Origin of the sequence: Promicromonospora iranensis, from assembly GCF_028994805.1 — a bacterium.
GTDB classification, from domain to species: domain Bacteria; phylum Actinomycetota; class Actinomycetes; order Actinomycetales; family Cellulomonadaceae; genus Promicromonospora; species Promicromonospora iranensis.
This window is the reverse complement of the sequence record NZ_JAJQQP010000001.1, coordinates 82,990-107,615: the sequence shown is the minus strand read 5'-3', so window position 1 is coordinate 107,615 and position 24,626 is coordinate 82,990. Positions and strand designations below refer to the sequence as shown.

At 72.4% G+C, this 24,626-nt stretch carries 21 protein-coding genes; 9 read left to right on the top strand and 12 right to left on the bottom strand.

Annotated features, from left to right (window positions below):
• Positions 1 to 105: 105 nt before the first annotated feature.
• The 4 genes from LUM46_RS00465 to LUM46_RS00450 all read right to left on the bottom strand — a co-directional run bounded on the left by LUM46_RS00465 (position 106) and on the right by LUM46_RS00450 (position 4,203).
• Entirely contained in the window at positions 106 to 1,155 is a 1,050-nt protein-coding gene (locus LUM46_RS00465) for a LacI family DNA-binding transcriptional regulator (RefSeq protein WP_274991586.1), read from the bottom strand.
• Positions 1,156 to 1,277: 122 nt separating this feature from the next.
• A complete protein-coding gene (locus LUM46_RS00460) occupies positions 1,278 to 2,483 on the bottom strand; it encodes a glycosyltransferase (protein ID WP_274991585.1) in 1,206 nt (401 codons plus the stop codon).
• A gap of 70 nt (positions 2,484 to 2,553) precedes the next feature.
• Positions 2,554 to 3,210, bottom strand: coding sequence for a uridine kinase family protein (locus LUM46_RS00455; RefSeq protein ID WP_274991584.1), 657 nt, complete (start codon positions 3,208 to 3,210; stop codon positions 2,554 to 2,556).
• Between the two features lie 180 nt (positions 3,211 to 3,390).
• Positions 3,391 to 4,203, bottom strand: coding sequence for an AraC family transcriptional regulator (locus tag LUM46_RS00450; RefSeq protein WP_274991582.1), 813 nt, complete (start codon positions 4,201 to 4,203; stop codon positions 3,391 to 3,393).
• 50 nt (positions 4,204 to 4,253) lie between these two features.
• Between LUM46_RS00450 and LUM46_RS00445 the strand changes: the two genes are divergently transcribed.
• A complete protein-coding gene (locus LUM46_RS00445) occupies positions 4,254 to 4,667 on the top strand; it encodes a DUF2000 domain-containing protein (RefSeq protein ID WP_274991581.1) in 414 nt (137 codons plus the stop codon).
• A gap of 26 nt (positions 4,668 to 4,693) precedes the next feature.
• Here LUM46_RS00445 and LUM46_RS00440 read toward each other — a convergent pair whose 3' ends face one another.
• From LUM46_RS00440 to LUM46_RS00430, 3 genes are read right to left on the bottom strand one after another with little or no spacing between them, the layout of a single operon-like run.
• Positions 4,694 to 5,467, bottom strand: coding sequence for a LutC/YkgG family protein (locus LUM46_RS00440; RefSeq protein ID WP_274991579.1), 774 nt, complete (start codon positions 5,465 to 5,467; stop codon positions 4,694 to 4,696).
• Positions 5,464 to 6,984 (bottom strand): LutB/LldF family L-lactate oxidation iron-sulfur protein, encoded by a 1,521-nt coding sequence (locus LUM46_RS00435; protein WP_274991578.1) that lies wholly within the window; start codon positions 6,982 to 6,984, stop codon positions 5,464 to 5,466. Before LUM46_RS00435 ends, LUM46_RS00440 begins: the two co-directional genes overlap by 4 nt.
• A complete protein-coding gene (locus tag LUM46_RS00430; protein WP_274991577.1) occupies positions 6,981 to 7,790 on the bottom strand; it encodes a (Fe-S)-binding protein in 810 nt (269 codons plus the stop codon). Before LUM46_RS00430 ends, LUM46_RS00435 begins: the two co-directional genes overlap by 4 nt.
• Before the next feature lie 72 nt (positions 7,791 to 7,862).
• On the opposite strand from LUM46_RS00430, the gene LUM46_RS00425 reads away from it, so the two are divergent.
• Entirely contained in the window at positions 7,863 to 8,558 is a 696-nt protein-coding gene (locus LUM46_RS00425; RefSeq protein ID WP_274991576.1) for a FadR/GntR family transcriptional regulator, read from the top strand.
• Positions 8,559 to 8,620: 62 nt separating this feature from the next.
• Here the strand turns inward: LUM46_RS00425 and LUM46_RS00420 are convergent, their stop codons facing one another.
• Positions 8,621 to 9,121: a MarR family winged helix-turn-helix transcriptional regulator gene (locus tag LUM46_RS00420; RefSeq protein ID WP_274991574.1), complete on the bottom strand. Its 501-nt coding sequence runs from the start codon at positions 9,119 to 9,121 to the stop codon at positions 8,621 to 8,623.
• A 115-nt stretch (positions 9,122 to 9,236) separates the two neighbouring features.
• Between LUM46_RS00420 and LUM46_RS00415 the strand changes: the two genes are divergently transcribed.
• The 4 genes from LUM46_RS00415 (at position 9,237) to LUM46_RS00400 (ending at position 14,823) form a co-directional block, all read left to right on the top strand.
• A complete protein-coding gene (locus tag LUM46_RS00415) occupies positions 9,237 to 11,516 on the top strand; it encodes an LLM class flavin-dependent oxidoreductase (RefSeq protein ID WP_274991573.1) in 2,280 nt (759 codons plus the stop codon).
• A 120-nt stretch (positions 11,517 to 11,636) separates the two neighbouring features.
• Positions 11,637 to 12,251: a SprT-like domain-containing protein gene (locus LUM46_RS00410; protein ID WP_274991572.1), complete on the top strand. Its 615-nt coding sequence runs from the start codon at positions 11,637 to 11,639 to the stop codon at positions 12,249 to 12,251.
• Between the two features lie 4 nt (positions 12,252 to 12,255).
• The gene (locus LUM46_RS00405) at positions 12,256 to 13,296 is read left to right on the top strand and encodes a 3-oxoacyl-[acyl-carrier-protein] synthase III C-terminal domain-containing protein (protein WP_274991571.1); all 1,041 of its coding nucleotides are present in this window, start codon (positions 12,256 to 12,258) and stop codon (positions 13,294 to 13,296) included.
• Between the two features lie 102 nt (positions 13,297 to 13,398).
• A complete protein-coding gene (locus LUM46_RS00400) occupies positions 13,399 to 14,823 on the top strand; it encodes a Gfo/Idh/MocA family protein (RefSeq protein ID WP_274991570.1) in 1,425 nt (474 codons plus the stop codon).
• Between the two features lie 99 nt (positions 14,824 to 14,922).
• On the opposite strand, the gene LUM46_RS00395 is transcribed toward LUM46_RS00400, so the two are convergent.
• The 4 genes from LUM46_RS00395 to LUM46_RS00380 form a co-directional block, all read right to left on the bottom strand.
• A complete protein-coding gene (locus LUM46_RS00395) occupies positions 14,923 to 16,500 on the bottom strand; it encodes a pectate lyase family protein (RefSeq protein WP_274991569.1) in 1,578 nt (525 codons plus the stop codon).
• A 144-nt stretch (positions 16,501 to 16,644) separates the two neighbouring features.
• Complete coding sequence (locus LUM46_RS00390) at positions 16,645 to 17,814, bottom strand: AEC family transporter (protein ID WP_274991568.1); 1,170 nt, start codon at positions 17,812 to 17,814, stop codon at positions 16,645 to 16,647.
• A gap of 27 nt (positions 17,815 to 17,841) precedes the next feature.
• Positions 17,842 to 19,023, bottom strand: coding sequence for a Gfo/Idh/MocA family protein (locus LUM46_RS00385; RefSeq protein ID WP_274991567.1), 1,182 nt, complete (start codon positions 19,021 to 19,023; stop codon positions 17,842 to 17,844).
• Complete coding sequence (locus LUM46_RS00380; RefSeq protein WP_274991566.1) at positions 19,020 to 21,068, bottom strand: DUF6807 family protein; 2,049 nt, start codon at positions 21,066 to 21,068, stop codon at positions 19,020 to 19,022. The genes LUM46_RS00385 and LUM46_RS00380 overlap by 4 nt, the downstream gene beginning before the upstream one ends.
• 269 nt (positions 21,069 to 21,337) lie before the next feature.
• On the opposite strand from LUM46_RS00380, the gene LUM46_RS00375 reads away from it, so the two are divergent.
• Genes LUM46_RS00375 through LUM46_RS00365 form a run of 3 tightly spaced genes read left to right on the top strand, consistent with a single transcriptional unit; the run spans position 21,338 to position 24,593 of the window.
• Complete coding sequence (locus tag LUM46_RS00375) at positions 21,338 to 22,261, top strand: carbohydrate ABC transporter permease (RefSeq protein WP_274991565.1); 924 nt, start codon at positions 21,338 to 21,340, stop codon at positions 22,259 to 22,261.
• Positions 22,254 to 23,201, top strand: coding sequence for a carbohydrate ABC transporter permease (locus LUM46_RS00370; RefSeq protein WP_274991564.1), 948 nt, complete (start codon positions 22,254 to 22,256; stop codon positions 23,199 to 23,201). The genes LUM46_RS00375 and LUM46_RS00370 overlap by 8 nt, the downstream gene beginning before the upstream one ends.
• Positions 23,202 to 23,249: 48 nt before the next feature.
• The gene (locus LUM46_RS00365; RefSeq protein WP_274991563.1) at positions 23,250 to 24,593 is read left to right on the top strand and encodes an ABC transporter substrate-binding protein; all 1,344 of its coding nucleotides are present in this window, start codon (positions 23,250 to 23,252) and stop codon (positions 24,591 to 24,593) included.
• Positions 24,594 to 24,626 lie beyond the last annotated feature (33 nt).

Here is a 24,626-nt window from a genome sequence, read left to right as displayed (position 1 = left end):
AAGTGTGGTCACGGGCGGGACTCCATCGTCGTGGCTTGGGAATGCGCTTTCCCGAGCAGCGTAGCGCACGGTCGGCGGGCAGTACACACGGGCCGCCGGATCGTCCTAGCGGGTGCGCTCCGGCGTCGACTCCCGGAGCACCACCTCGCCGCGTACCCGCGCGTCCGCCTGGCCCGAGCGCCCGAGCGCCAGGGCGGTGGCCAGGGCCCCGACCTCCGCGAGCGGGATCCGTACGGTCGTGAGGCCCGGCGTGACGTCGCGCAGGGTGTGGATGTCGTCGAACCCGGCCACCGCGACGTCGTCGGGCACGCTCAGGCCCGCGTCCCGGACGGCGGCCATGGCGCCGACCGCCATGACGTCGTTGACGGCGAACACGAGCTCGGGCAGGTGTCCTGCGCGGCCCGACGGCGCACTCGTGCCCGACCGCCCGATCAGCGCGGTCATCGCGGAGTATCCGCCGTCGCGGGTGAAGGCGCAGGTCAGGATGTCGTCAGGCGGGGGAGCGCTGTCGAGCTCGGCCAACGCCCCGGTGAAACCGTCGGTGCGGTCGGCCGCCGTGCGGTGGCCCGTCGGGCCGGCGAGGACGGCGAACCGGCGATAGCCCAGGCCGTGCAGGGCGCGGGCGAGGTCGGCGGCGCCGTCGGCGTTCGCGACCTTGACGACGGGAAGGTCGTCGACCGGCTGGCCGATCAGCGCCACCCCGCCCCCGGCGTCGCGGAACGCTTTCAGGGCCGCCTCGAGCGCGTCCGAGGTCGGCGCGAGGCGACCGCCCGCGAGGATGATCGCGCGCGACCGCTGCCGCCGGGCCAGCTCGACGAAGGCGAGCTCTCGTTCGGGGCTGTGCTCCGTGGAGGCGAGCGTGACGATGAGGCCCTCGTGCTCGGCGGCGCGTGCGACACCGGCGGCGATGGTGGAGAAGTACGGGTCCGCGATGTCGTGCACCACGAGCCCCAGGGCCGTGGTGCGGCCGCGGGCCATGGCCTGGGCGCTGGGGTCGGGCGAGTAGTCGAGGCGCCGCGCGGTCTCCAGGACGCGCTCGCGCAGGTCCTCGCGGACACTGCGGGTGGCGCTCCCGTTGATCGCGCGCGAGGCCGTCGCGAGCGAGACGCCGGCTTCGCGGGCGACCTGGCTGAGGGTGACGGGGCCGTCGGACATGAGGTCATCCTGCCGTGTCCGCGGGGCAGGCGCGGACCGATGCGAGGTGATCGGCAGAACGTCAGGTGGTCGGCAAACCGGATTGCCGACCACCTGACGTTCTGCCGACCACCAGGCCCGCGCTACACGCGCGCCGGCCGGAGGCCCGCGTCGCGGTGGGTGCGCTCGATGATCGTCGAGTAGCCGGCGATCATCCGGACGTGGCTGAACCGGGGCCGGACGGCGGTCCGCGCCGACTCCAGCTCCCCACGCCGGGCCGCCGCCTCGATCCAGGTGGCCGCGATCTCGGCAGGCTCGAACGACGTCACGAACCCGATGCGGTCCACGATCGACGGCGCGTCCCCCACGGGGGTGGTGACCGGCACGGCCCCGCACATCGAGCCCTCGATGAGGCACAGCGGCGCGGCCTCGCCGAACGTCGAGGTGAGGGCCACGACGTCGGCCGTCGCGTAGATCAGCTCCATGTCGTGGCGCACGCCCAGCAGGTCGAGGTGCTCCAGCAGGTCCGGCCGGTCGCCGAAGATGCGGGCGAGGTCGTCCTGCAGGCTGGGGTTGGCCGCCGTCATGCCGGCGCCGCACATCAGGACGTGGCCGTCGGGCTCCAGCTCGAGGAACGTGCGGGCCGAGCGGAGGAAGAGCTCGGGGTTCTTCATCTCGTCGTACCGCGCGGCGTAGACGACGACCGTTGCGTCACCGGGTACGCCGGCCGCGCCACGCAGGGCGAGCCGGCGCGCGCCCTGGACCGGGCGGAACCGGGCGAGATTGATGCCGTTCGGGACCACGCGGAGCAGGTCCGCGGGCACGCCGGCCTCGCGGTATGCGTCCCGCGTCGACTCCGCGCAGCAGACGACGGCGGCGAGCCGGCCGCGAGAGGCCGCGGTCAGCAGGTCGCCGAGAGCGTCGCCCTGGTGCTCGGGATCGGAGCGGTGCAGGCAGGCGATGACCGGGCGGCTGGGGAAGGCGTCCTGGTTCACGAGCCGGAGCGGCTGTTCCTTGAGCGACAGCACCACGTGGGAGCTCTCGGCCTGTCGGACGGCGGCCGCGAGCTCCGACTCGCTGAAGACGTGCGAGTCGTGCTCCCCTTCGGTGCTCCGTCCGAGGGAGCCGATGCGGACGCCCGCGGCGCGCAGGGCGCGGTACCGGGGGTCGTCCTCCATCCGCTGGAGGGTGGCCTCACGCCGGACCTCGTGGTGCAGGCTCAGCACGGAATGCTGCTGACGACCGCCTTGATGCAGACCGGCGACCACCGTCGAGTGCAGGACACGAGCCCCGCCGCTGAAGAAGCCCTCGTACAGCGAGAGCACACGCAAGCCGTTGCGCTGGATCACAGACACCACCTCCTGTGCCCAGGGTGAGCCCCGCGCATGTGGGGTACGTGGCAATTCGGTTACGCGTGGATTACGTGTTCGAGGACTTCTGAACAAGGAGGCCGCGGATGTCCTTCTCCGCCTGGGTGGGTGTGGCCTCGCGGCAGCCCAGCGCAACCCATCGCTCGATCATCGCAGGCTCGGCGCGCAGGAGCGAGGTCCCCCGGCGCAGCAGTGTGCCGATCGGCTTGCGCGCCTCGGCGACGTCCCGGAGGAACCGGAACCAGAAGGTGACCAGCCGCGGGCGGGAGAGGCAGATGGCGTCCGCGAGCAGGCCCTCGGCCCGGCAGTCGTCGACCAGGTGCGCCGCGAAGATGCCCTCGGCCAGGACGAGGGGCGAGTCGCCGATGTCGAGCCGCCGCATCCCCGTCCGGCGAGAGGTCGGGATGTCGTAGACGGGGACGTCGGCACGGCCCTCCGTCGTCAGCTCCTGCAGCGCGGCGAGCGCGCCCTGGCCGTCCCAGGTCTGCGGGCTGTCCCAGTCCACGCTGCCGTACCGCTGCGGCAGGCCCGGATGGTCGATGTCCAGGTAGAAGTCGTCGAGCTGGACGACGGGCAGGCCGAGCCTGCGCGTGAGGGACGTCTTGCCGGAGCCCGACGGACCGGTCAGCAGCACGACCCGCGCCCGGGGGCGCCGGGCCCCCGGCGGGAGGTCGAAGAGGGTGGGCTCGGGCGCTGGGTCGGTCACGAGAGGCCATTCTCCCGGAGCCGACGACGTCACGCGCCCGGTCGGCGGCCCGAGAGCGTGTGAGATCTCCCTTTCGAGGCCAAAGTTTCTCGCTTCTGAATCGGTTCAGAGCGGAGAAACTTAGACCTCGAAGGAGAGGGTGCGACGGCGACGGCGACGGCGGCGGGCGGCGGGCCGGTCTCAGGCCGGGCGCGCGCCGCGCGCGTAGCGGGCCGGGGTGGTGCGCAGGAGGCGGCGGAAGTGCCGGGTCAGGTGCGCCTGGTCGTGGAACCCGGTCGCGACGGCGACGTCGGCCGCGGGCTCGCCCGCCAGGAGCCGGCGCCGCGCCATGTCCAGCCGGCGCCCCACCAGGTACCGGTGGGGCGGGAGGCCGAGCTCGCGGGTGAACGCGCGTACCAGGTGCGGCACCGTGACGCCGAGCTCGGCGGCGACCTCGGCCAGGCGGACCGGCCGGGCCGGGTCGGCGTCGAGCAGGTCGCGGGCGCGCCGCGCGGTGGTGGCGGTGGCGGGTTCGCGCGGCGGCGTCGGGCGGCCGGAGAGATGCCAGGCCAGGCCTTCGGTGACCAGGGCGAGCAGGCTCTCGGCCGCGACGTCCTCGCGGACGGTGAGCGCCCGGTCGAGGCCGACGAAGCGGGCGCGGAGCGTGTCGTCGAGCACGAGCGGAGCGTCGACGGCGCGGCCGACCAGGCCGTCGTCGAGCACCGTGGGCTCCAGGTAGACGACGCGCTTGCGGAAGCCGGTGGCGGTCACCGACCGGCCGTCGTGCACCACGCCCGGCGGCAGCACGGTCACCCCGGAGTGCTGCGCGGCGTGCTCCTGGCCGTCCAGGCCGTACCCGATCAGGCCGCGGTCGACGACCAGCACCGTCCACGTGTCGTGGGTGTGGGCCGGGTAGGCGTGCTCGTGCCAGGCGGCGTGCAGCACCTCGGCGACACCGGGCACGCCGGGCCGCCAGGCGCGCACGACGTCCGAGCTCGCAGCGGGCGAGGGCATGTCAAGAACGTACAAGAACTCGGCCCGTCCACGGCCGCAGTGTGAGCGGTATGACTTTCGAACAAGCCAAGATCGTGATCGTCCTGCGCGACGACCTGCTGGGCTGGCAGGAGAACAACGTGACGGCCTTCCTGTCCAGCGCCGTGACCGCTGCCTACCCGGAGCTCGTCGGCGACACGTACCGCGACGCCGACGGCCACGAGTATCTCCCGATGCTCGGTACGCCGGTGATGGTCATGGTGGCCGACGGCGACCGGCTCGCCACGATCCGCGAGCGCGCCGCCACCCGGGGCCTGCGCATCGGCGTCTACACGGCCGACCTGTTCGCCACCGGGAACGACGTCGACAACCGGGCCGCCGTCGCGAGCGTCGCCACGGAGAAGCTGGACCTCGTCGGGATCGCCGTCGCGGGTGAGCGGCGGGTGGTGGACAAGGTGGTGAAGGGCGCCAGGCTGCACCCCTGACCGGAGGGAATGCCGACCGAGGGCCGTCAGGACAGAAGCACCACGTGCAGCGTTCGCGGGCCATGGACGCCCTCGACGCGTTCGAGCTCGATGTCGCTCGTGGCGCTCGGGCCGCTGATCCAGGTCAGGGGTCGCTCCGGGTCGGCGCCGAGCAGGCGGACCGCCTCCGGGACGGTCTGCACCACCTGGTCGGTACGGACCACGCACACGTGCACGTCGGGAACCAGGGACACGGCGCGCCGGCCCTGGTCGGCCTCGCCGTCCAGCACGATCGTCCCGGTCTCGGCGACGGCCACCCGCGCGGCGGTCACGACGGCGTCCACCTCGTCCAGCTCGGCGGCGGAGAGGGGGGCCTCGCGCGAGTCGGTCCGCACCTCGACCCCGCCCATGGCAGAAACCCAGGCCTGGTCGATCCCGTGCGGCACGACGACGGCGCCGCGCGGGGTGCTCGGGGTGGTCGGCAGAACGTCAGGTGATCGGTAGTCCGAGCTGCCGACGACCTGACGTTCTGCCGACCGCTGCGGGATCAGCCTGGCCAGCAGGCGCGGGAGGTCCTTCGGGGTCGTCCGGTGCACCTCGGCCTTGTAGTCCACGAGCCGGTCGATGAGCACCTCCAGCACGGCGTCCGAGCCGGGGGCGTGCTCACCGGCGGACCGGTACTCCCGTGGCACCACCGACGGGGCCCTCGTCACACCGGCTGTCCCCGCTGCGCCTGTTGTCCCCGCCGCCCCGGCCGAACTGTCGGCCGAGCCCAGCGCCCCGCGGATGCGCGAGAGGATCTCGGTGCGTGCGTCGGTCATCGCTGGTCCTCTCGTCCGTCCCACCAGTCGCGGAACGTCTGCTTCGGCGGCTCCATCAGGTCCCTGGACCGGGTCCACAGCGAGCCGGGGAACGGCAGCTTCCTGATGACGCCGTTGCGCGAGATGGCGCGCAGCAGTCGTGGTACCCGGGCGGCGCGGCGGAACCGTGCGCCGTCGGCCATGGCGAAGGACGCCGCCTTCATGGCCGCGCTCCAGACCCGGTCGGCGGTGTCTCCCGCGGAGCCCGCGGTCATCGACACCTCGCGCGCGCGCAGCTCCACGAGGATCGACGGGATGTCGATCTTGACGGGGCACACCTCGTAGCACGCGCCGCACAGCGTCGAGGCGTACGGCAGGTCCGACTCCTCGCCCGTGAGCTGCGGCGTGAGGATCGCGCCGATCGGGCCGGGGTAGACCGAGCCGTATGCGTGGCCGCCCACCCGCTCGTACACGGGGCAGACGTTCAGGCAGGCCGAGCAGCGGATGCAGTGCAGCGCCGCGCGCCCGGCCTCGTCGGCGAGCACCTTGGTGCGGCCGTTGTCGAGCAGCACCAGGTGGAACTCCTGCGGCCCGTCGCCCGGCGTCACGCCCGTCCACATCGACGTGTACGGGTTCATCCGCTCGCCCGTCGAGGAGCGCGGCAGCAGCTGCAGGAACACCTCGAGGTCGTCGAAGGTGGGGATCAGCTTCTCGATCCCCATGACGGTGATCAGGGTCTCGGGCATGGTGAGGCACATCCGGCCGTTGCCCTCCGACTCCACCACGGCGAGCGTCCCGGTGTCCGCGACGGCGAAGTTGGCGCCGCTGATCGCGACCTTCGCCGACAGGAACTTGCGCCGCAGGTGCGCGCGGGCCGCCATGGCGAGCTCGCGGGGCACGTCCGTGAGGTCCGGCGGGGCGTCCGCCATCCGCTCCAGGAAGATGTCGCGGATCTCGGTGCGGTTGCGGTGGATGGCCGGCACCAGGATGTGCGACGGCATGTCGTCCGCGAGCTGCACGATGAGCTCCGCCAGGTCCGTCTCGACCGCCGCGATGCCCTCCTCGGCGAGCGCCTCGTTGAGCCCGATCTCCTGGGTGGCCATGGACTTGACCTTGACCACCTCGTCGGTGTCCCGGGCGCGCACGAGGTCGGCGACGATCCGGTTGGCCTCGGCGGCGTCCCGCGCCCAGTGCACCACCCCGCCCCGGGCGGTGACGTTGCGCTCGAGCTCCTCGAGCAGCTCGGGCAGGCGTGCCATGACGTCCGTCTTCACGGCGGACCCGGCGTCGCGCAGCGCCTCCCAGTCGGGCACCTCGCCGACCACGCGGGCCCGCTTGGTCCGGATGGTCGACGTCGCCTTGCCCAGGTTGCGGCGCAGCTGGCCGTTGTCGAGCGCCGCCTTCGCCGCGTCGGGGAACGAGGCGCCCCAGTGCAGCGGGTCCTCCGGGCGCCCGACGCCGGACAGGGTCCCCGGGGCGGCGTCGGGGCCGGGTCCGCGTCGGTCGCGCGCGGCGGGCATGCCGAGGAACGTGCTCATCGGGCCACCTCCGTCGTGGCTCCCGAGCGGCCGGACCCGTGCCGGCCCGGCACCACCGGCGACTCCCGCGTGGAGGCGAGGATCTCCGCCAGGTGCATGGGCCGCACGCCGGTGCCGCCGCGCGAGAGGCCGCCCCCGATGTGCATCAGGCACGACCAGTCGCCCGCGGTGAGGACCTCGGCTCCCGTGTCCACGACGGTCGCCACCTTGTCGTCGAGCATCGCCGCGGACGTCTCCGCGTTCTTCAGCGAGAACGTCCCCCCGAACCCGCAGCAGCCCTCGGCCTCCGCGAGCGGCGCGAGCTCCAGCCCTTCGACGGCCCGCAGGAGCCGCTCGGGCTTGTCGCCCACACCGAGCATCCGCAGGGAGTGGCAGGTGGGGTGGTAGGTGACGCGGTGCGGGAACCACGCGCCGACGTCGGTCACGCCGAGCACGTCGACCAGCAGCTCGGACAGCTCGTAGGTGAGCTCGGCGACGGCGGCCGCGGCGCGGGCCTCGGAGTGGAGGCCGGCGCGCTCCAGGACCATCGACTGCTGGTGCCGGATCGACCCCGTGCAGGAACCGGACGGCACGACGACGGCGTCCCACTCGCCGTCGGTCACCGGAGCGAACGTGCGCACATGGTTCTGGACCACCGGGACGGCGTCGGCGAGATAGCCGGTGTTGACGTGCATCTGGCCGCAGCACGCCTGCCCGGCCGGGAAGACCACCTCGTGGCCCAGCCGCTCCAGGAGCGTCACGACGGCCCTCGGGGCCTGCGGGAACATGGCGTCAGCGATGCAGGTGGCCGCCAGGGCTATGCGCATGGGCACACTCTCCTTCGAGGTCTGACCTCACCATAGCCCACTGTGGACAGACCACAGAAGTACACTCGCCCGGTGAGAACCCACGAGCGCGTCCTGGCCCAGATCGAGGCAGGACTGAGCGCGGGCAGGTGGTCCATCGGCGAGCGGCTCCCGGCGGAGCGGGCGCTCGCGGAGGAGCTGGGTGTGTCCCGCCCGTCGGTGCGCGAGGCCATCCGCATCCTGGAGGCGATGGGCATCGTGCGCACCGCCGCCGGCTCGGGACCGAGCGCGGGGGCCACCCTGATCGACCGGCCCGCGGCGGGACTCGGTGCGGCGGTGCGGCTGCACGTGGCGTCCGGCACGCTGCCCGTGTCCGACGTCGTCCGCACGCGCGTGCTGCTGGAGGCGGGGGCGGTCCGCGACGCCGCCGCCCGGGTGGCCGACGAGGCCGCACTGGCTCGGGTGCGGGAGCACGTCGAGGCGATGGCCGCGCCGGGCCTCGATGTGACCGCCTTCGTGGAGCACGACCAGGACTTTCACATCGAGCTCGTCCGGCTGGGCGGGAACCAGCTCGTGGAGGCGATCCTGAGCGGTATGCGGGCCGCCGTCGCCTCCTACGTGGTGACGGGTGCCGACGCGGTCGAGGCGTGGCCGAGGACCGCGGCGCGCCTGACCGCCGAGCACCGCGCGATCGTCGACGCCGTCGCGCGGCACGACGGCGCCGAGGCCGAGCGGCTCACGCGCGAGCACATCGAGGGCTTCTACCGCGAGGCGGCCCTGGACACCTAGGCGCTGTTGAGTGCGTGATATTTGCGCCGTCGGAACGTTTCGACGGCGCAAATATCACGCACTCACCCGGGTGGGGGGCCGGTGGCCTCGACCACCGTGCGGCACGGGTCCTCGTCCGGGCCGGTGCCCGTGGCGGCACGTTCCAGCAGCTCGCGGAGCGAGGTGCGCTGCGCTGGCTCCAGCCCGGCGAGCAGGTCGTCCTCCGCGGCGGCGACACGCGCCTCCATCGCGGCGAGCACCTCCAAGCCCTTGTCGGTGGCCACGATGCGCCGCGCACGCCGGTCCGCGGGATCGAGCTGCCGTTCGACCAGCCCGCAGCCCTCGAACGCGTCCAGCAGGTAGGTCATGACCGTGCGGTCGATGCCGAGCGTGGCGGCGAGCGCCGCCTGGCTCGGCAGATTCCCGTGCACCACCGCCGTGAGGAGCTGGTACCCCCGGGTGCCCTGCGGCAGGTCGTCGGCCGCGGCGTCGACCCGGGCGCTCCACTCGCGCAGGAGCGTGGCGAGCGACCAGCCGAACAGGGAGTGCCGGCCCGGACGGGCCTCGGTGGGCGTGGTGCTCATGCCGTCATCCTACGGGAATGTGCTGTCACCGAGAAGAGTTGTTGCTAATATCATCTGCGGTACAGACGATTCACCGCGCCGAGCGGTGGACGAGCCGACACGAGGGACCCCACGCATGACCGACTACGGGCACGAGCTGCTCTTCGGCACGTTCATCACCCCCACCAACAGCGACCCGCAGGGCCCGGTCCGGCTCGCCCAGCTCTCGGAGCAGCTCGGTCTGGACCTCGTCACCTTCCAGGACCACCCGTACCAGCCGTCGTTCCTGGACACGTGGACCCTGATGTCGTGGGTCGCCGCGCAGACCGAGCGCATCCACATCTCCGGCAACGTGCTCAACCTGGGCATGCGTCAGCCGGCCCTCGTGGCGCGGTCGGCCGCGAGCCTCGACCTGCTCAGCGGCGGCCGGTTCGAGATGGGTGTGGGTGCGGGCGGCTTCTGGGACGCGATGGCCGCGATGGGCGCCACCCGGCGTACGCCCGCCGAGTCCGTCGGCGCCCTCGAGGAGGGCATCGAGATCATGCGCGGCATCTGGGACGCCGCCAACCGCACCCCGCTGCGCGTGCCGGGAGAGTTCCACCGGGTCGACGGCGCCAAGCGAGGCCCCGCCCCCGCGCACGACATCCCGATCTGGCTCGGGGCGTACAAGAAGCGGATGCTCCGCCTCACCGGTGCGCAGGCCGACGGCTGGCTGCCCTCGCTGCCCTACTTCAAGGAGGGCGACCTCGCCCGGGGCAACGTGACGATCGACGAGGCCGCACAGGAGGCGGGCCGCTCGCCGAGCGAGATCCGCCGTCTGCTCAACCTGGGCGGTGCCATCACCGACCGCTCGTCCGGCCCGTTGCAGGGCCCGGCCGACCAGTGGGTCGAGGAGCTGACGCTCCTGGCCCTCGAGGACGGCGTGAGCGGGTTCATCGTCATGGGCGACGACCCCGACCAGATCCGGGCGTTCGCGCACGAGGTCGCGCCGGCGGTGCGGGAGGCCGTGGCGGCCGAGCGGCGCGTCGCGGGCACGGTGCCGGCGGTCGCCCGCCGAGGTGCGGCGGCGCTGGCCGCACGGAGGCCGGGGATCGACTACGACTCGCTCCCGACGGAGCTGGCGGCGCACGCCGTCGAGCCGGGTGACCGCGAGTACGGGGCGGTGCGGCACAACTACCTCCGCTCCGGCGCGCCGGGGCTGGTGCTCCGGCCGCAGCATGCGGACGAGGTCGCGTCGGGCCTGGCCTGGGCGCAGGAGCAGGGCGTCGAGCTCGCCGTCCGCTCGGCGGGGCACGGGATCTCCGGCCGGTCCACGAACGACGGCGGCGTGGTGCTCAGCACGAGCCGCATGCGGTCGGTCGAGGTGGTCGACGAGGCGACACGTCGCGTGCGCATCGGTGCCGGTGCCACCTGGGGCGAGGTCGCGGCGGCGCTCGCACCGCGTGGCTGGGCCATCACGTCGGGCGACCACGGCGGCGTCGGCGTCGGCGGCCTCGCGACCACCGGCGGCATCGGCTTCCTGGGCAGGCTGCAGGGGCTGACGATCGACCACGTGGTCGCCGCCGAGGTGGTCACGGCCGACGGGCGGGTGCTGCGCACCTCCCGCGACGAGCACCCCGACCTGTTCTGGGCGCTCCGCGGAGCAGGCGGGAACATGGGCGTGGTGACCTGGCTGGAGATCGAGGCCGGGGCGGTCGGGGACGTCGTCTTCTCCCAGATGACGCTCGACGCGACGGACACCGCAGGGCTCCTGGAGAAGTGGGGCGCCACCGTCGAGGCGGCCCCGCGGGGGCTCACCTCGTTCATGATCCTCGGGGCGGGACGCGGCGGCCAGGGCCCGATGGCTCAGCTCATGACGGTCATCGCGGCGGAGGGCGCCGACGCCGACCCGGACGACGCGATCGCCCAGCTGGAGCTGCTGGCCGACGCCGGCCCGCTGCTCGGCCACCAGGCGCAGCTGCTGCCGTACTCGGGTGTCGTGCGGACGGAGGACGCCCACCACTCCGGCGGCGGTGACCCCTCGTCCCGCTCGGGCTTGCTCACCCACCTGGACCAGGGGACCAGCCGGGCGATCGAGCGCCTGCTGGCCACGGGGGAGTCGTACTTCACGTCCATCCGGGCGACCGGTGGCGCCGGGAACGACGTCGCGCCCGACGCGACGGCGTACGCACACCGACACCAGAACTTCGCGCTCTCGGCGCTCGCCTCGAACCAGGACCGGCTCAACCAGGCATGGGACACCGAGATCGGGCCGGTGCAGGACGGTTCGTACCTGTCCTTCGACACCGACGACCGACCCGAGCGCCTGCTGGAGGCGTTCCCGGAGCCGACGCTCGGCCGGCTGCGGACGGTGAAGGCGGCCTACGACCCGTCGAACGTGTTCCGGGCGAACTTCCCGATCCCGCCGGCCGGCTGATCGGTCGAGCCTGCTGCACGGAACTGTGGATAACCTCGCGTCGGTGTCAGTGGAGCCACGTAGGTTCGACAGCGTCCGGAACGGCCGGACACAATCACCACGATCACCGCAGGGGTACGCATGAACCTTGTCGCCGCCTCGCGCATGGCGCGCGAGCTGATGGACCAGCACGGCCTGAAGGCCTGGACCTTCGAGTTCGACGACGCCGTCCGGCGCGCCGGGATGTGCAGCTACGGCAAGCGCCGTATCAGTCTCTCCGCGCCGCTCACCCGCATCCACGACGAGCGAGAGGTGCGGGACACGATCCTGCACGAGGTGGCGCACGCGCTCGCGGGCTCGAAGGCGAAGCACGGGCCGGTGTGGCGGGAGGTGGCGGTGCGGATCGGATGCTCGGGCCGGCGGTGCGTCGACCCCTCCGCGCCCTCCATCGACGGGCCCTGGGTCGGGGCGTGCCCGGCCGGCCACCGGACGACTCGGTTCCGCCGGCCGCAGGGCATCATGTCCTGCCGGTCGTGCGGACCCCGGTTCAACCTGGCCCACCTGGTCGCGTGGACGTACAAGGGCCGCAACGCCGCGATGGGCGAGCGGTACGACGCACAGCTGCGCGGCGCGCTCCGCGAGGTGGGCGAGCTGCTGGAGACGGGCCCCGGAGCCGAGGAGCGCATCGTGCGGGCTGCCCGGGAGCGGGTTCCCGGCCTGGCCGTCGAACCGTTCGACCTGAGCGCGCTACGTTGACCCCATGGCTACGTCGCCCGTACTCGCGCTCCCGCCCGGCGCTGCCGGCTCCCGCATCATCGGTCTCGGTCACCACCAGCCACCGAAGACGCTCACGAATGATGACGTCGCTCAGTTCGTCGAGACCAACGACGAGTGGATCCGGTCGCGTACCGGCATCGTCACCCGCCACGTAGCGGGCGACGACGTCACCGTCGCCGACATGGCGACGGCGGCCGCGGAGCACGCGCTCGCCGATGCCGGGGTGGCCGCCGACGAGGTCGACCTGGTGATCGTCGCGACGGCCACCAACGACGACCGGTCGCCGAACACCGCCGGGCGGGTGGCGTACGCGCTGCGCACCGGGGTCCAGCCGGGCGCCTCGACGCCGGAGGGTGAGGAGGCGCCGGACCTGCGCAACGTCGTGGGTCCCGCGGCGATGGACCTCAACGTGGCCTGCTCGGGCTTCGCCCACGCGGTCGGCCTGGCCGACCAGGCGATCCGCACCGGTTCGGCCCGCACGGCCGTCGTGATCGGGGCGGAGAAGCTCACCGCGTACACCGACTGGACCGACCGCTCGACGTGCATCCTCACCGCAGACGGCGCGGGAGCTGCGGTGCTGCGGGCGGCCGACACGCCCGCCGTCGGGCCGGTGGTGTGGGGCACTGAGCCGGAGCTCACGCCCGCGGTGCGGATCGAGGTGCCCGAGGTGAAGTTCCAGCAGGACGGCCGGGCGGTCTTCAAGTGGGCCATCACGCGGGCCGCGGACCGGGCGCGCGACGTCGTCGCCCGGGCCGGGCTCGGGCTCGACGACATCGAGGTGCTGGTCGCGCACCAGGCCAACCTGCGGATCATCGAGCCGCTGGCCAAGGCCCTCGGGCTGGAGGGCAAGGTCGTGGTCACGGACATCACGGAGTCGGGCAACACGTCGGCGGCGTCGATCCCCATGGGCCTGTCCAAGTGGTGGCACGCGGGCAAGATCCCGGCGGGCGTGCCCGCGCTGCTGTTCGGGTTCGGCGGCGGGTTCGCCTGGGCCGGTCAGGTGGTGCTGACGCCGGAGCGGTGAGCCCGGCGGTCGGGGTCATGGACAGCGCTTTCCAAGCGTCGTATCGTTTCAGTCCCAACCCACCTACCCGACGTCGACGACGACCGAAGGAGCTCTCCACCGATGCCCGAGCCGACCACAGAGCCGACCGCTGAGCCGACCACAGAGCCGATCACCGGTCCGACACAGCGGCCCGTGCCGCCGTCGGGCCCGCTGCCCGCGGGGCGCCGCCGCTACGCGGTGGTCGGAACGGGGCACCGCGCGTCGATGTACATCGACGCCCTGATCGGCACGCACGCGCCGGACGGGGAGATCGTCGCCTGGGTGGAGCCCAACCCGGTGCGCGCGGCGGCCTACGAGGCGCGCGTGGCAGCCGCGCTCGGGGGCATCCGCCCCGTGTACGAGCCGGACGACCTGGAGAAGGCGATCGCCGAGCAGTCCGTCGACCGCGTGATCGTCACCTCGATCGACCGCACCCACGCCGACCTGGTGACGCGTGCGCTGCGGGCCGGCGTCGACGTCGTCGTGGAGAAGCCCATCGCTGCGCACGCCGACCAGGCGCGGGAGATCGTGGACGCCGTCGCCGAGACGGGGCGCGACCTCGTCACGACGTTCAACTACCGCTACTCGCCCCGCAACAGCGCGCTGCGCGAGGTGATCGCGAGCGGTGAGATCGGCCGCGTGCTGTCCGTGCACTTCGACTGGGCCCTCGACACCGTGCACGGCGCCGACTACTTCCGCCGCTGGCACCGCGAGAAGGTCAACAACGGCGGCCTGCTCGTGCACAAGTCGAGCCACCACTTCGACCTGGTCAACTGGTGGATCGACGGCGTGCCGCAGCGTGTCTTCGCCACCGGTGGCCGGCGCTTCTACGGCGACGACGGCGCGCACGAGACCGGCTACGAGCCCACCGACGCCGAGCGCGCGCTGAACGAGCGCGGCATCGACCCGTGGGAGCTCTCCGTCGAGAAGAACGAGTGGCTGTCCACGCTGTACGGGCCCGAGGCCCAGGCCGTGGACGGCTACGTGCGCAACCGGTCGGTGTTCGACGCCGGGATCACCACCGAGGACACGCTCGGGCTCGTGGTGGAGTACGAGGGTGGCGCCCTGCTGACCTACTCGCTCACCGCGCACGCGCCGTGGGAGGGCTACCGCGTGGTGGTGAACGGCACGCGTGGCCGGGCGGAGCTCGAGGTCGTGGAGCGTGGCTCGGTCGAGTTCGGCGACAACGGCGCGGCGGTCCTCGACCCGAGCGCCACCGAGGTGTTCGAGGGCGACGAGGTGCGGCCCATCGGAGAGCGTCTCGTGGTGCAGCGGCACTGGGAGCGGGCCGAGGAGCGGCCGATCGTGCGCGGCGGCGGCGGTCACGGAGGCGGTGACGCGCTGCTCCTGGCCAGCGTGTTCGCACCGGCCGCCGAGCCGGACCCGCTGGGTCGGGTCGCCGGGTACGTCGACGGCGTCCGCGCGTCGTCGGTGGGCTACGCGGGCAACCGCTCGCTCGAGACGGGCGACCCGGTCCGCATCGAGGACCTGAACCTGAACGTCTGACCCCCCACCCCGCCGAGGTAGTCATGCAGCGAGGTAGTCACCAACAGGTGACTACCTCGCCCGATGACTACCTCGCCCGATGACCACCTCGCCGAATGACTACCTCGGCGGGGGGAGGGTTGAGGGTAGGACGCCCGCGCCCGCGGCGGCCGGGACCACCCACGGCACCGCGGCCGCCGGGAGCAGCCGGTACCGGTACGCGTCGGACGGCGTCCAGCGGGCCTCGTCGGCCAGCGGGGTCGACGCCGTCGCGTTGTACGCCGCCAGGAGGTCCGCCCGGCGGCCGTTCAGCACGGTGCCCGACTCGCTCAGCATGGTGCCGCCGTACACCCCCACCACCCGTGCGGGGTCGGTCCCGCGCGCCAGCGTCACCGCGTTGTTCTCGACGACGAGGCTCGACTCCTTGCCGGCGCCCCAGTAGTACTGGAACCCGCCCGTCGCGGCCTGTCGGCGGGTCTGCCGGTAGTAGTTGTTGTACGCGTGCACGTCGCCGAACCGGACCCGCGGCGCGCGCTGGCCGATGTCCTGCCAGTAGTTGTGGTGGAGCGTCACGCGGTGCTGCCCGCGGTCCTGGAGGCGCGAGTCGGACGAGCCGATCAGCATCGTCTTGTCGTGGCTGAGGAACCTGTTGTACGACACCGTCACCAGGTCGGAGCCGTGCGTGATGTCGAGCAGGCCGTCGTGCACCTCGAACGGCCGCCCGAACACGACGGGGAGCGAGTCGGCGGGGTGTGCGCCGTCGTCGAACGTGGAGTGGTCCACCCACACGCTGGTCGACGTCCACAGCGACACGTTGTCGTAGGCGGAGTTCCAGTTGCCGGTGTCGCCGTCACCCGGGTCCCACTGCGGAAAGCAGTCGTAGCCGTCGGAGAACCGCAGGTTCCGGAGGATGACGTTGTGCGCGTCCCGGACGCGGAGGTTCGCGCCGGAGATCTGGGCGTCGTCGCCCACGCCCACGATGGTCACGTTCGAGCCGACGTGCTGCTGGGTCTGGGCGGCCTGCAGGCTCGCGGCCCTGGACCGGGCCTCCTCCAGCGGCCCGGCCGGGTCGGCCCAGCCCCACGGGCCGGACGGGTCGTAGTGCGCGATGTAGTCGTCCATCGAGAACGGCTCGCCCGTGTCCCCGACGGTCACCTGCGAGGCGAAGTCCTCGCAGGTCAGCTGGGTTCCGTCGGCGGCAGTGAAGGCGTCCAGCGGGCCCGTCACGTAGACGATCCGCGGGGTCACGTTACGGCGCGCGTCGGTCTGGCTACCGCCCTCCCGGCCGGCGAGCGCGTCCCGCAGCTCCTGCCAGGTGTCCACCTCGTAGACCTCGGCCGGCGCGGCCTCCGCCCCACCCGTCGTGGGGCCCGCCTGCCGCTCCACACCGTCGGGGAACGTGGAGCCGGACCATGCGGCCCACCCGTCGTTGGTCCGGATGGTCTCGCGGCCCAGGTCGGTGCGGTGCCCGCGGCCCGGGTGCCCGCCCGCCTGGTCGACGGCGGCTGTCGCCGGGCCCGCGGCCGGGCTCGCCGCAGCGGGCTGCCCGACGGCGACCAGCGCGCCCGCCATGCCGACGGCCAGCGCCAGCGGCAGCACGAGGGACCGGGCCGGCGGGCTGCCGGTCGGCCGTGTGAGAACGCGTTCCGCGGTCGGGCCGACGGCGCGGCGCGGGCGCGGGAATGGTCGTGTTCGCATGTGACTCCTTCGTCCATGACACCGGTCGTCCCGACGGTGGGAAACCGGTTTCTCACACGATGCCAGCCAGGCCGCTCCACCACAAGACCCGCTGCGCGGCCGACCGCGAGCTTCACCCGGGGACAAAGCTCGTGCCGTCCGCCGTCATCCCAGGAGCGCGCCGACGGCCACCAGGACGGGGACGCAGAGCGCCGTCGTCCAGGCCGTCGCACGCGCGGCCACACCGTCGAACACGCCGTACCGGGTGGCGTACGTGGTGACGTTCACCGCCGTGGGTAGGGCGGCCATCGTGACGACGACGGCGAGGGCGGCCGGGTCCAGGCCGACGGCGGTACCGACGCCCCACGCCGCCAACGGGTGCAGCACGTTGCGCACCAGGACGGCGAGCGCGACGACCGCCCGCACGAGCAGCTGGTCACGGCCTGTCCACCAGGGCGTCGACGCCGGAGCCGACCCCGGGGCCTGTCCCGACCCCGGGGCCTGTCCCGGCCCCGATGCCGACGGATCGCCGGAGTCCTGCTGCGACGCGGCGTCCGCCGCCGGTGGGCTGAGCGCGGGCATCGGGACGGCGAGCGTCATCCCGAAGGTCAGCAGGCCGAGCGGCGGCGCGGCGGCACCGATCAGGTCGAAGGGCATCAGGGCGACGTCCGGCAGCCGCGCCCCGGTCAGCTCGCTCACCACCGCGACCAGCAGGCCCGCGAGCGTGCCGACCGTGATCGGGTTCCGGACGGCTGCGAGCAGGACGCGGACCACCGACGACCAGCCGGACCGGGCGGCTGTCCGAGGCCCTCCGGCCGCGTTCCCGGCCGCGTTCCCGGACGCGGCACCGGAACGGTCGAGCACCGCGAGCGTCAGCGGCGCCAGCACGAGCAGCTGGAAGAGCAGGGTCGGCACCACGGCGAGCGCGTCGTCGAACAGGTAGACGGCCAGCGGGATCCCGATGTTGCCGCCGTTGACGTAGACGGCGGCGAGCGTCGTCACGGCGGCCGGGCCGGCCGGGAGCCGCAGCGCCCAGCGCGCCACTGCCGCGGTAAGCAGGGCGAGCGCCGCCGTCGTGGCCCAGGTGACCGCCGCGCCGCGTGACACGACGTGCGCGAGGTCGGTGCCGGCCAGCGTGCTGAACATCAGCGCCGGGGCGCAGATCGTGAACGACAGCGTGGCGAGGATCTCGCGCGCCCCGACCCCGCCTCGCGGAGCGTCCGGTCCGCCGCCGCGGGAGATCCGGTGGCCGCTGAGCAGGCCGCGCCGCTGGATCACCCAGCCGAGCGCGACGATGCAGGCCATGGACCCGATGGCAGTCAGTACGGACAGCACGCGAGCACTCTTTCACTGTCGGGCGTGTCAGTTCTTGACCGTCCAGGGAGCGCCCAGCTCCGTGAACGTGCGCTGTTCGCGCGCGGCCCGTTCGCACCACTCGGCGATGTCGTGCACCACCGGGTGCCGGGCGTCGCCCTCCGGGTTGCCCTGGGCGCCGCCGATCTTCCCGGCCGGGCCGCCGGTAACAGCGGCGATGCCGTCCACCCAGTCCACGAACGTGTCCGCGATCGGTGCGGGGTCGGGGGCGGTGCGCACCGCTTCGAGCACCTGCATGAACGCGCCGGTGTCCCGCACGTCGCACAGGAGCCGTTCTCCGGCGCGGGCCCGGAGCAGGTTCTCCAGCAGGCCCGTCCGCCCGTACTGCTTCTCGGCGACGACGCGTCCGGTGCGCAGCCGCACCAGGTCGTGCTCGTACTCGAGCTCGATCTCGCCGGCGGTTCCCTGCACGATGACCCGCGACGGCGTGCGCTCCGCGGCGCACAGCGTGAGCCCGAACCCGTAGCGCGTCCCGTCCGTGCCGACGGCCCGCAGCGACGAGGTGTCGTCGGCCTCGATGGGGTTGGCCCGCCACAGGTCGGTGTTCACGTAGGCGAGGTCCGTGCCGGCCCGCGCGCCGCCGACCCACAGCGCGGTCGCCACGGCGTGCGCCAGCGGGTTGGTCACCACGCCGTCGACCACCGCGCGGTCGCCCATGCGCCGCCGTCCGGCCCACGGCGAGCGCGCCCAGTACGCGGCGGTCCGGACCCAGGTCCCGATCGCGCCGATCCCGGTCACCTGTCCCACCTCGCCGCGTGCGATCAGGTCGACGACGGCGGGCAGCGCGTGCGACCCGAACGTCTGGAACCCGACCTGGCACAGCCGCCCGGTCCGCTCGGCGACGGCCACGAGCTCGGCGTGCTCGGCGAGCGAGGCGGTGGTCGGCTTCTCGAGCAGCACATCGATGCCCGCCTCCATCGCGGCACGGGCGAGCGGCAGGTGCGTGTGGATGGGCGTGGAGAGCACCACGACGTCGGGCAGGGCGTCGGCACCCGCCGACAGCAGGTCGCCCAGGCTCGCGAACCATGGCGCCGGGGCATCGTCCGGCTCTCGGGGGTCGACGACGGCGCTCAGCCGCGCCAGGCTCCTGCCCTCGAGGTCCGCGACCGTCCGCAGGTGCGAGCCGCCGTGGCCGTGGATGCCGACCACCGCGACCTTCGGCAGGCTCACCGCTGGCCGCCGTCGGTCAGGTCGGCGGCCAGTGCGGCGGCAGCCGAGCTCGTGAGCTCGGTGTCGAGCAGCACCGCGACGAGGTCGAGCTGTACGGAGCCGCCGGCCGGGACGAGCAGCGGTGCGTCCCAGGCGAGCGCGGGGCAGGCGCCGGGGTACTCGGCACTGCGCAGGAACCACGGCCTGACCTGACCCGGCTGCACCAGCAGCAGGGTCGTGGACCGGCCACCCTGGCGCTGCACGAAGGCGACCCACGGCGACGAGCTGCCGTGTGCACGGTTCTCACCCGTGCCCGCCGCGGACAGGACGGACGTGCTCTCGACGATCGGCAGCCGCCAGAACAGGCCGCCGTAGCCGGCGCCGGGCCTGCCGTTGGTCGCGGGCGACCGGATCTCCAGCGGGCCGTGGTCGGCGTGCAGCGTGGAACGCCAGTCGAGCACCCAGCCGGGCGCGGCGGCGGACCCGGGGGCCTGCGGGAGCAGGCGCGCCGTGATGCGGCGCTCCTCGCGCAGCTGCGGGTCGCCGTGCTCGTCGGACCACAGCACGTCCTCGACGAGCACCTCGCCGGCCTCGGCACCGGCGCCGACCGGTCGCGAGGCGGGCACGGCCTCGACGCGGACGCCCTCCGACGTCTGCCGGCCATGGTTCTTCAGCAGCGTGGGGCCGACGTCCTCGATGAACGTCCGACCGCCCCAGTGGCTGGTGCCGTTCACGTCGGGCACCGCGATACCGACGCCGTAGTGGTGCCGGTGGTCGACCGGGCTCACGTCGGTGAGCGGCACGCCGGCCAGGGTGTGCACCGGGTGCAGGTAGGGGCGCCGGGCGTGCACCTTCGGCATGCGGTCGCCCGCGTCCCGCCGCACCAGCTCCAGCCCGTCGCCGCAGGTCAGCATCACGGCGTCGGCATCGGCGTCGGCGGGTACCGACCAGGTGGGGGCGGCCGTGGGCGGCACGGTGGGGATCTCCTCCCGCAACACGGGGACGACGTCGTCGTCCGTGACGTGCACGCGTTCCGGCCCCTGCCGTACGGGCCCGGTACTGCCGCGCACCTCCAGGCTGGGCGTGAATCGGGCAGAGCTTGCGGGGTGGGCGTCGTCGTCGATCACGGCGTGCAGCTCCCTCCAGGCGTGTCGGCCGAGCTCGGCCTGCGGCACCGCGACCGTCGTCAGCGCGGGTGTGGCGTAGCGGGACAGTTCGATGTCGTCGAAGCCGGCCACCGAGATGTCGGCGGGCACGGCCACCCCTGCCTCGTTCAGGCCGGCGAGCAGGCCGAACGCGACAAGGTCGTTGAAGGCCACCGCTGCGGTGGCCCGGGTCGCCAGGACGGCGGGCGCGGCGAGGTGGCCCGCCTGGATGTCCGGCCCGGCGGGCAGGTCGAGGATCTCGAGGTCGGCGTGCAGCTTCTGGCCGCGCGCGAGGCCGGCCCGGCGCAGCTCGTCGGAGGCGCTGCGCACCGGGCCGCCGAGGTAGACGATGCGGCGGTGACCGAGCGACACGAGGTGCTGGACCACCTGGAGCGCGGCGTCCTCGTAGTCCACGACCAGGCTGGGCGCCGCCCCGCCGGTCTCCCGGTTGACCAGGACCACCGGCTCGACGTCGGCGATGAGCGCGCTCAGCTCCGCGTCCCCGATGCGCGGTGACACCAGCACCAGGGCATCGCAGCGCATGCGGGCCTCGAGCGCGATGGCACCCTCCTGCTGGTCGTCCTCGACCGTGTCCGCGACGAGCACGCGGTAACCGTCCTCCGCCGCGCCGTCCATGACGCCGCGCAGGATCTGCTGGAACACGGGGTTGCCCAGGTCGGGCACCACGAGGGCGACGGTCTGGGTGCGACCGAGGGCGAGGCTCCGCGCGGCGTTGCTGGGCCGGTAGCTCAGCCCCGCCGCCGCCTCGCGCACGCGTTCCGCGATGGTCGCGTCGACGGTGCTCCGCCCGTTCATGACGCGGGAGACGGTTGCCCGCGATACCCCTGCCGCCGTCGCGACGTCCCCGATCGTGGCTGTAGCACGGCGCTGACCTGTGCCTCGAGCGCTGCCGCTGCCCATCTGCTCTCCGTCCGTGACCCTCGTCCGACCGACGTACGGGGTGTACCGAGCCATCTTTGGCGCGGCCCCCTCGCTGCCGGTTTCCCGATGTGACCGTACACCATGGGAAACCGGTTGCTCGTGTGGTACGTTCCTCCACCAGAGACCGGTTTCTCACCGACGACACCGGGGATCGACGACGATCCGGAGGACAACGCGATGCGCCACCCGAACCGCGAGCCCGGACCTTGGTGGTCCGAGCCCCCGCCCAGCCACACGGGGGTGAACCCATGTCAGTGATCCAGGAGATCTCCCGCAGCAAACGGACCGTGAGCCCGCGCAGGAAGGGCGACGGACGCTGGGCGCTGTTCTTCCTCGCGCCCTGGTTCGTGGGGCTCGCCCTCATCACGGCCGGCCCGATGGGCGCCTCGCTGTACCTGTCCTTCACGGACTACGACCTGCTCTCGGCGCCGGAGTGGATCGGCTTCGAGAACTACAGCCGGATGTTCGACGACCCGCGGTTCGTGAACTCGCTCCAGGTCACGTTCACCTACGTGTTCGTGTCGGTGCCGCTGCAGCTCGCCGCCGCTCTCGGCCTGGCGCTGCTGCTCGACAAGGGCATGCGGGGCCTCGCCCTCTACCGCTCCGTGTACTACCTGCCGTCGCTGCTCGGCGGTTCGGTGGCCATCGCCATCCTGTGGCGCCAGATCTTCGGCGCGGACGGCCTGGTCAACCAGGTCCTGGCGATCTTCGGGGTACAGGGCCAGGGCTGGGTGTCGCACCCGGACTACGCGCTCGGCACCCTCATGGCGCTCAACGTCTGGACGTTCGGCGCACCGATGGTGATCTTCCTGGCGGGCCTGCGGCAGATCCCGCAGATGTACTACGAGGCGGCCTCGATCGACGGCGCCAGCAAGTTCCGCCAGTTCCGGGCGATCACGCTCCCACTGCTGACGCCCATCATCTTCTTCAACCTCGTGCTGCAGCTCATCGAGGCGTTCCAGTCCTTCACCAGAGCGTTCGTGGTGAGCGGTGGCAACGGCGGCCCGTCCGACTCGACGCTGCTCTACACGCTGTACCTCTACCTCAAGGGGTTCGGGTCTCTCGACATGGGCTATGCGTCGGCGATGGCCTGGTTCCTGCTGCTGATCATCGGCGGCATGACGGTAGTCAACTTCCTCGCCTCCAAGTACTGGGTGTTCTACGATGACTGACGCCTCCACGCCCACCAAGACCGCGACGGCGGTGCTGCCGCCGTCCGACGGCGACAGGCCTCCCGGTACCGAGGACCGTCGTCCTGCCACCCGGCCCCGCGGCCGGCAGGTGCGAGCCAAGGTGGGCAGCGTGCTCAAGCACGCCGGCCTCATCGCCTTCGGCTTCGTGATGCTGTACCCGCTGCTCTGGATGGTGGCCAGCTCGTTCAAGCCGAACGCGCTCATCTTCCGCGAGCCGGGCCTCATCCCCACCGACATCGACCTGTCCAACTACACGGACGGGTGGAACGCGCTGCTGCACCCGTTCAGCCACTACCTGATCAACTCGGCGATCGTGGTGCTCGGGTCGCTGCTCGGCAACCTGCTGTCGTGCTCTCTGGCTGCCTACGCCTTCGCACGGCTCGAGTTCCGGGGCAAGCGGCTGTGGTTCGCCGTCATGCTGATGTCGATCATGCTGCCGATCCACGTGGTGATCGTGCCGCAGTACGTGCTCTTCTCCCAGCTCGAGTGGATCAACACGTTCCTGCCCCTGATCGTGCCGAAGCTGCTGGCCACCGACGCGTTCTTCATCTTCCTGATGGTCCAGTTCTTCCGGGGGATCCCCCGCGAGCTGGACGAGGCCGCGACCATCGACGGCGCCAACCACCTGCGCATCTACCTGCAGATCATGTTGCCGCTGTCCCTGCCGGCCCTCGCCACCACGGCCATCTTCACGTTCATCTGGACCTGGAACGACTTCTTCAGCCAGCTGATCTTCCTGACCCGGCCGGAGATGTACACCGTGCCGATCGCGCTCCGCACCTTCGTCGACTCCACGGGCGAGAGCTCGTGGGGATCACTGTTCGCGATGTCGATCGTGTCTCTGATACCCGTCTTCATCGCCTTCCTGTTCGGACAGAAGTACCTGGTCAAGGGCATAGCGACCACCGGAATCAAGTAGCTCCACCGCTGAGCGACAACGTCGTCAACGTCACCGAAGGAGAAATACATGAGCACCAACGGACTACGGACGGGGCGCGGCAAGCGGCTCGCCGCCTCGACCGCGGGCATCGCGGCCGTGGCGCTGACCCTCGCGGCCTGTGGGGGCGGCGACTCGGGTGTGGGCGGGGGCGGCGACGAGCCGCCGGCTGCCGCAGAGGAGTGCCCCTGCGAGATCCGCTTCGCCTGGTGGGGTTCCGACACCCGCCACGAGTCCACGCAGCAGATCATCGACGCGTTCCAGGCGGAGAACCCCGACATCACGGTGGTCCCGGACTTCACCGACTGGGACGGCTACTGGGACAAGCTCGCGACCTCGGTCGCCGCTGGTGACACCCCGGACGTCATCACCCAGGAGGAGCGCTACATCTCCGACTACGCCACCAAGAACGTGCTCGCCGACATGAGCGAGCTGGACATCGACACATCGAAGGTGGACGACGGCGTCCTGGCCGGTGGCCAGATCGACGGTGCGCAGTACGGCATCCCGACCGGCATCAACGCCTACGCGCTCGTCGCCGACCCGGAGATCTTCGCCGACGCCGGCGTCGACGTGCCGGACGACACGACCTGGACGTGGGAGGACTACGTCACCACGGCGAACGCTGTCTCGGAGGGCGCGGGCGAGGGCGTCTGGGGCACGCAGGACTACGGCTTCAACGAGGCCGGACTCAACGTGCTGGCTCGCCAGCGCGGCGAGACCCTGTACACGCCGGACGGTGAGCTCGGCGTCTCCGAGGAGACCGTGGCCGACTTCTTCCAGGTCTCCCTGGACCTGATGGAGAACGGCGGGCAGCCCGACGCCGCACGCACCGTCGAGTACCAGGCGGCGGGCCCCGAGGGCAGCCTGCTCGGTACCAACCAGGGCGCCATGGGCGTCTGGTGGACCAACCAGCTCGGCGCACTGACGGACTCCTCGGGTCACGAGCTCGAGCTGCTGCGGCTGCCGGGTGAGTCCGCGGGCGAGCGCACCGGGATGTACTTCAAGCCGGCGATGTTCTACTCCGTCTCCGCGGACACCGCATACCCGGAGGCCTCCGCGAAGTTCGTCGACTTCCTGCTGAACTCGCAGGAGGCTGCGGACATCATGCTGACCGACCGTGGTCTGCCGGCGAACACCGAGGTGCGCGAGGGGATCCTCGGTGACCTGTCGCCCACCGACCAGAAGGTGGCCGACTTCATGGCGGACATCGAGGACGAGATCGTCGACACCCCGCCGGTGCCGCCGCACGGCTCCGCCGAGATGGCCGACATCATGGAGCGCGTCAACACCGAGGTGCTCTTCGAGCGGATCACCCCGGAGGAAGCCGCCACCCAGTTCATCGACGAGGTGAACGCCGCGATCGGCGGCTGACCCCTTCGCTGAGTGCGGGGTATTTGTTGATCT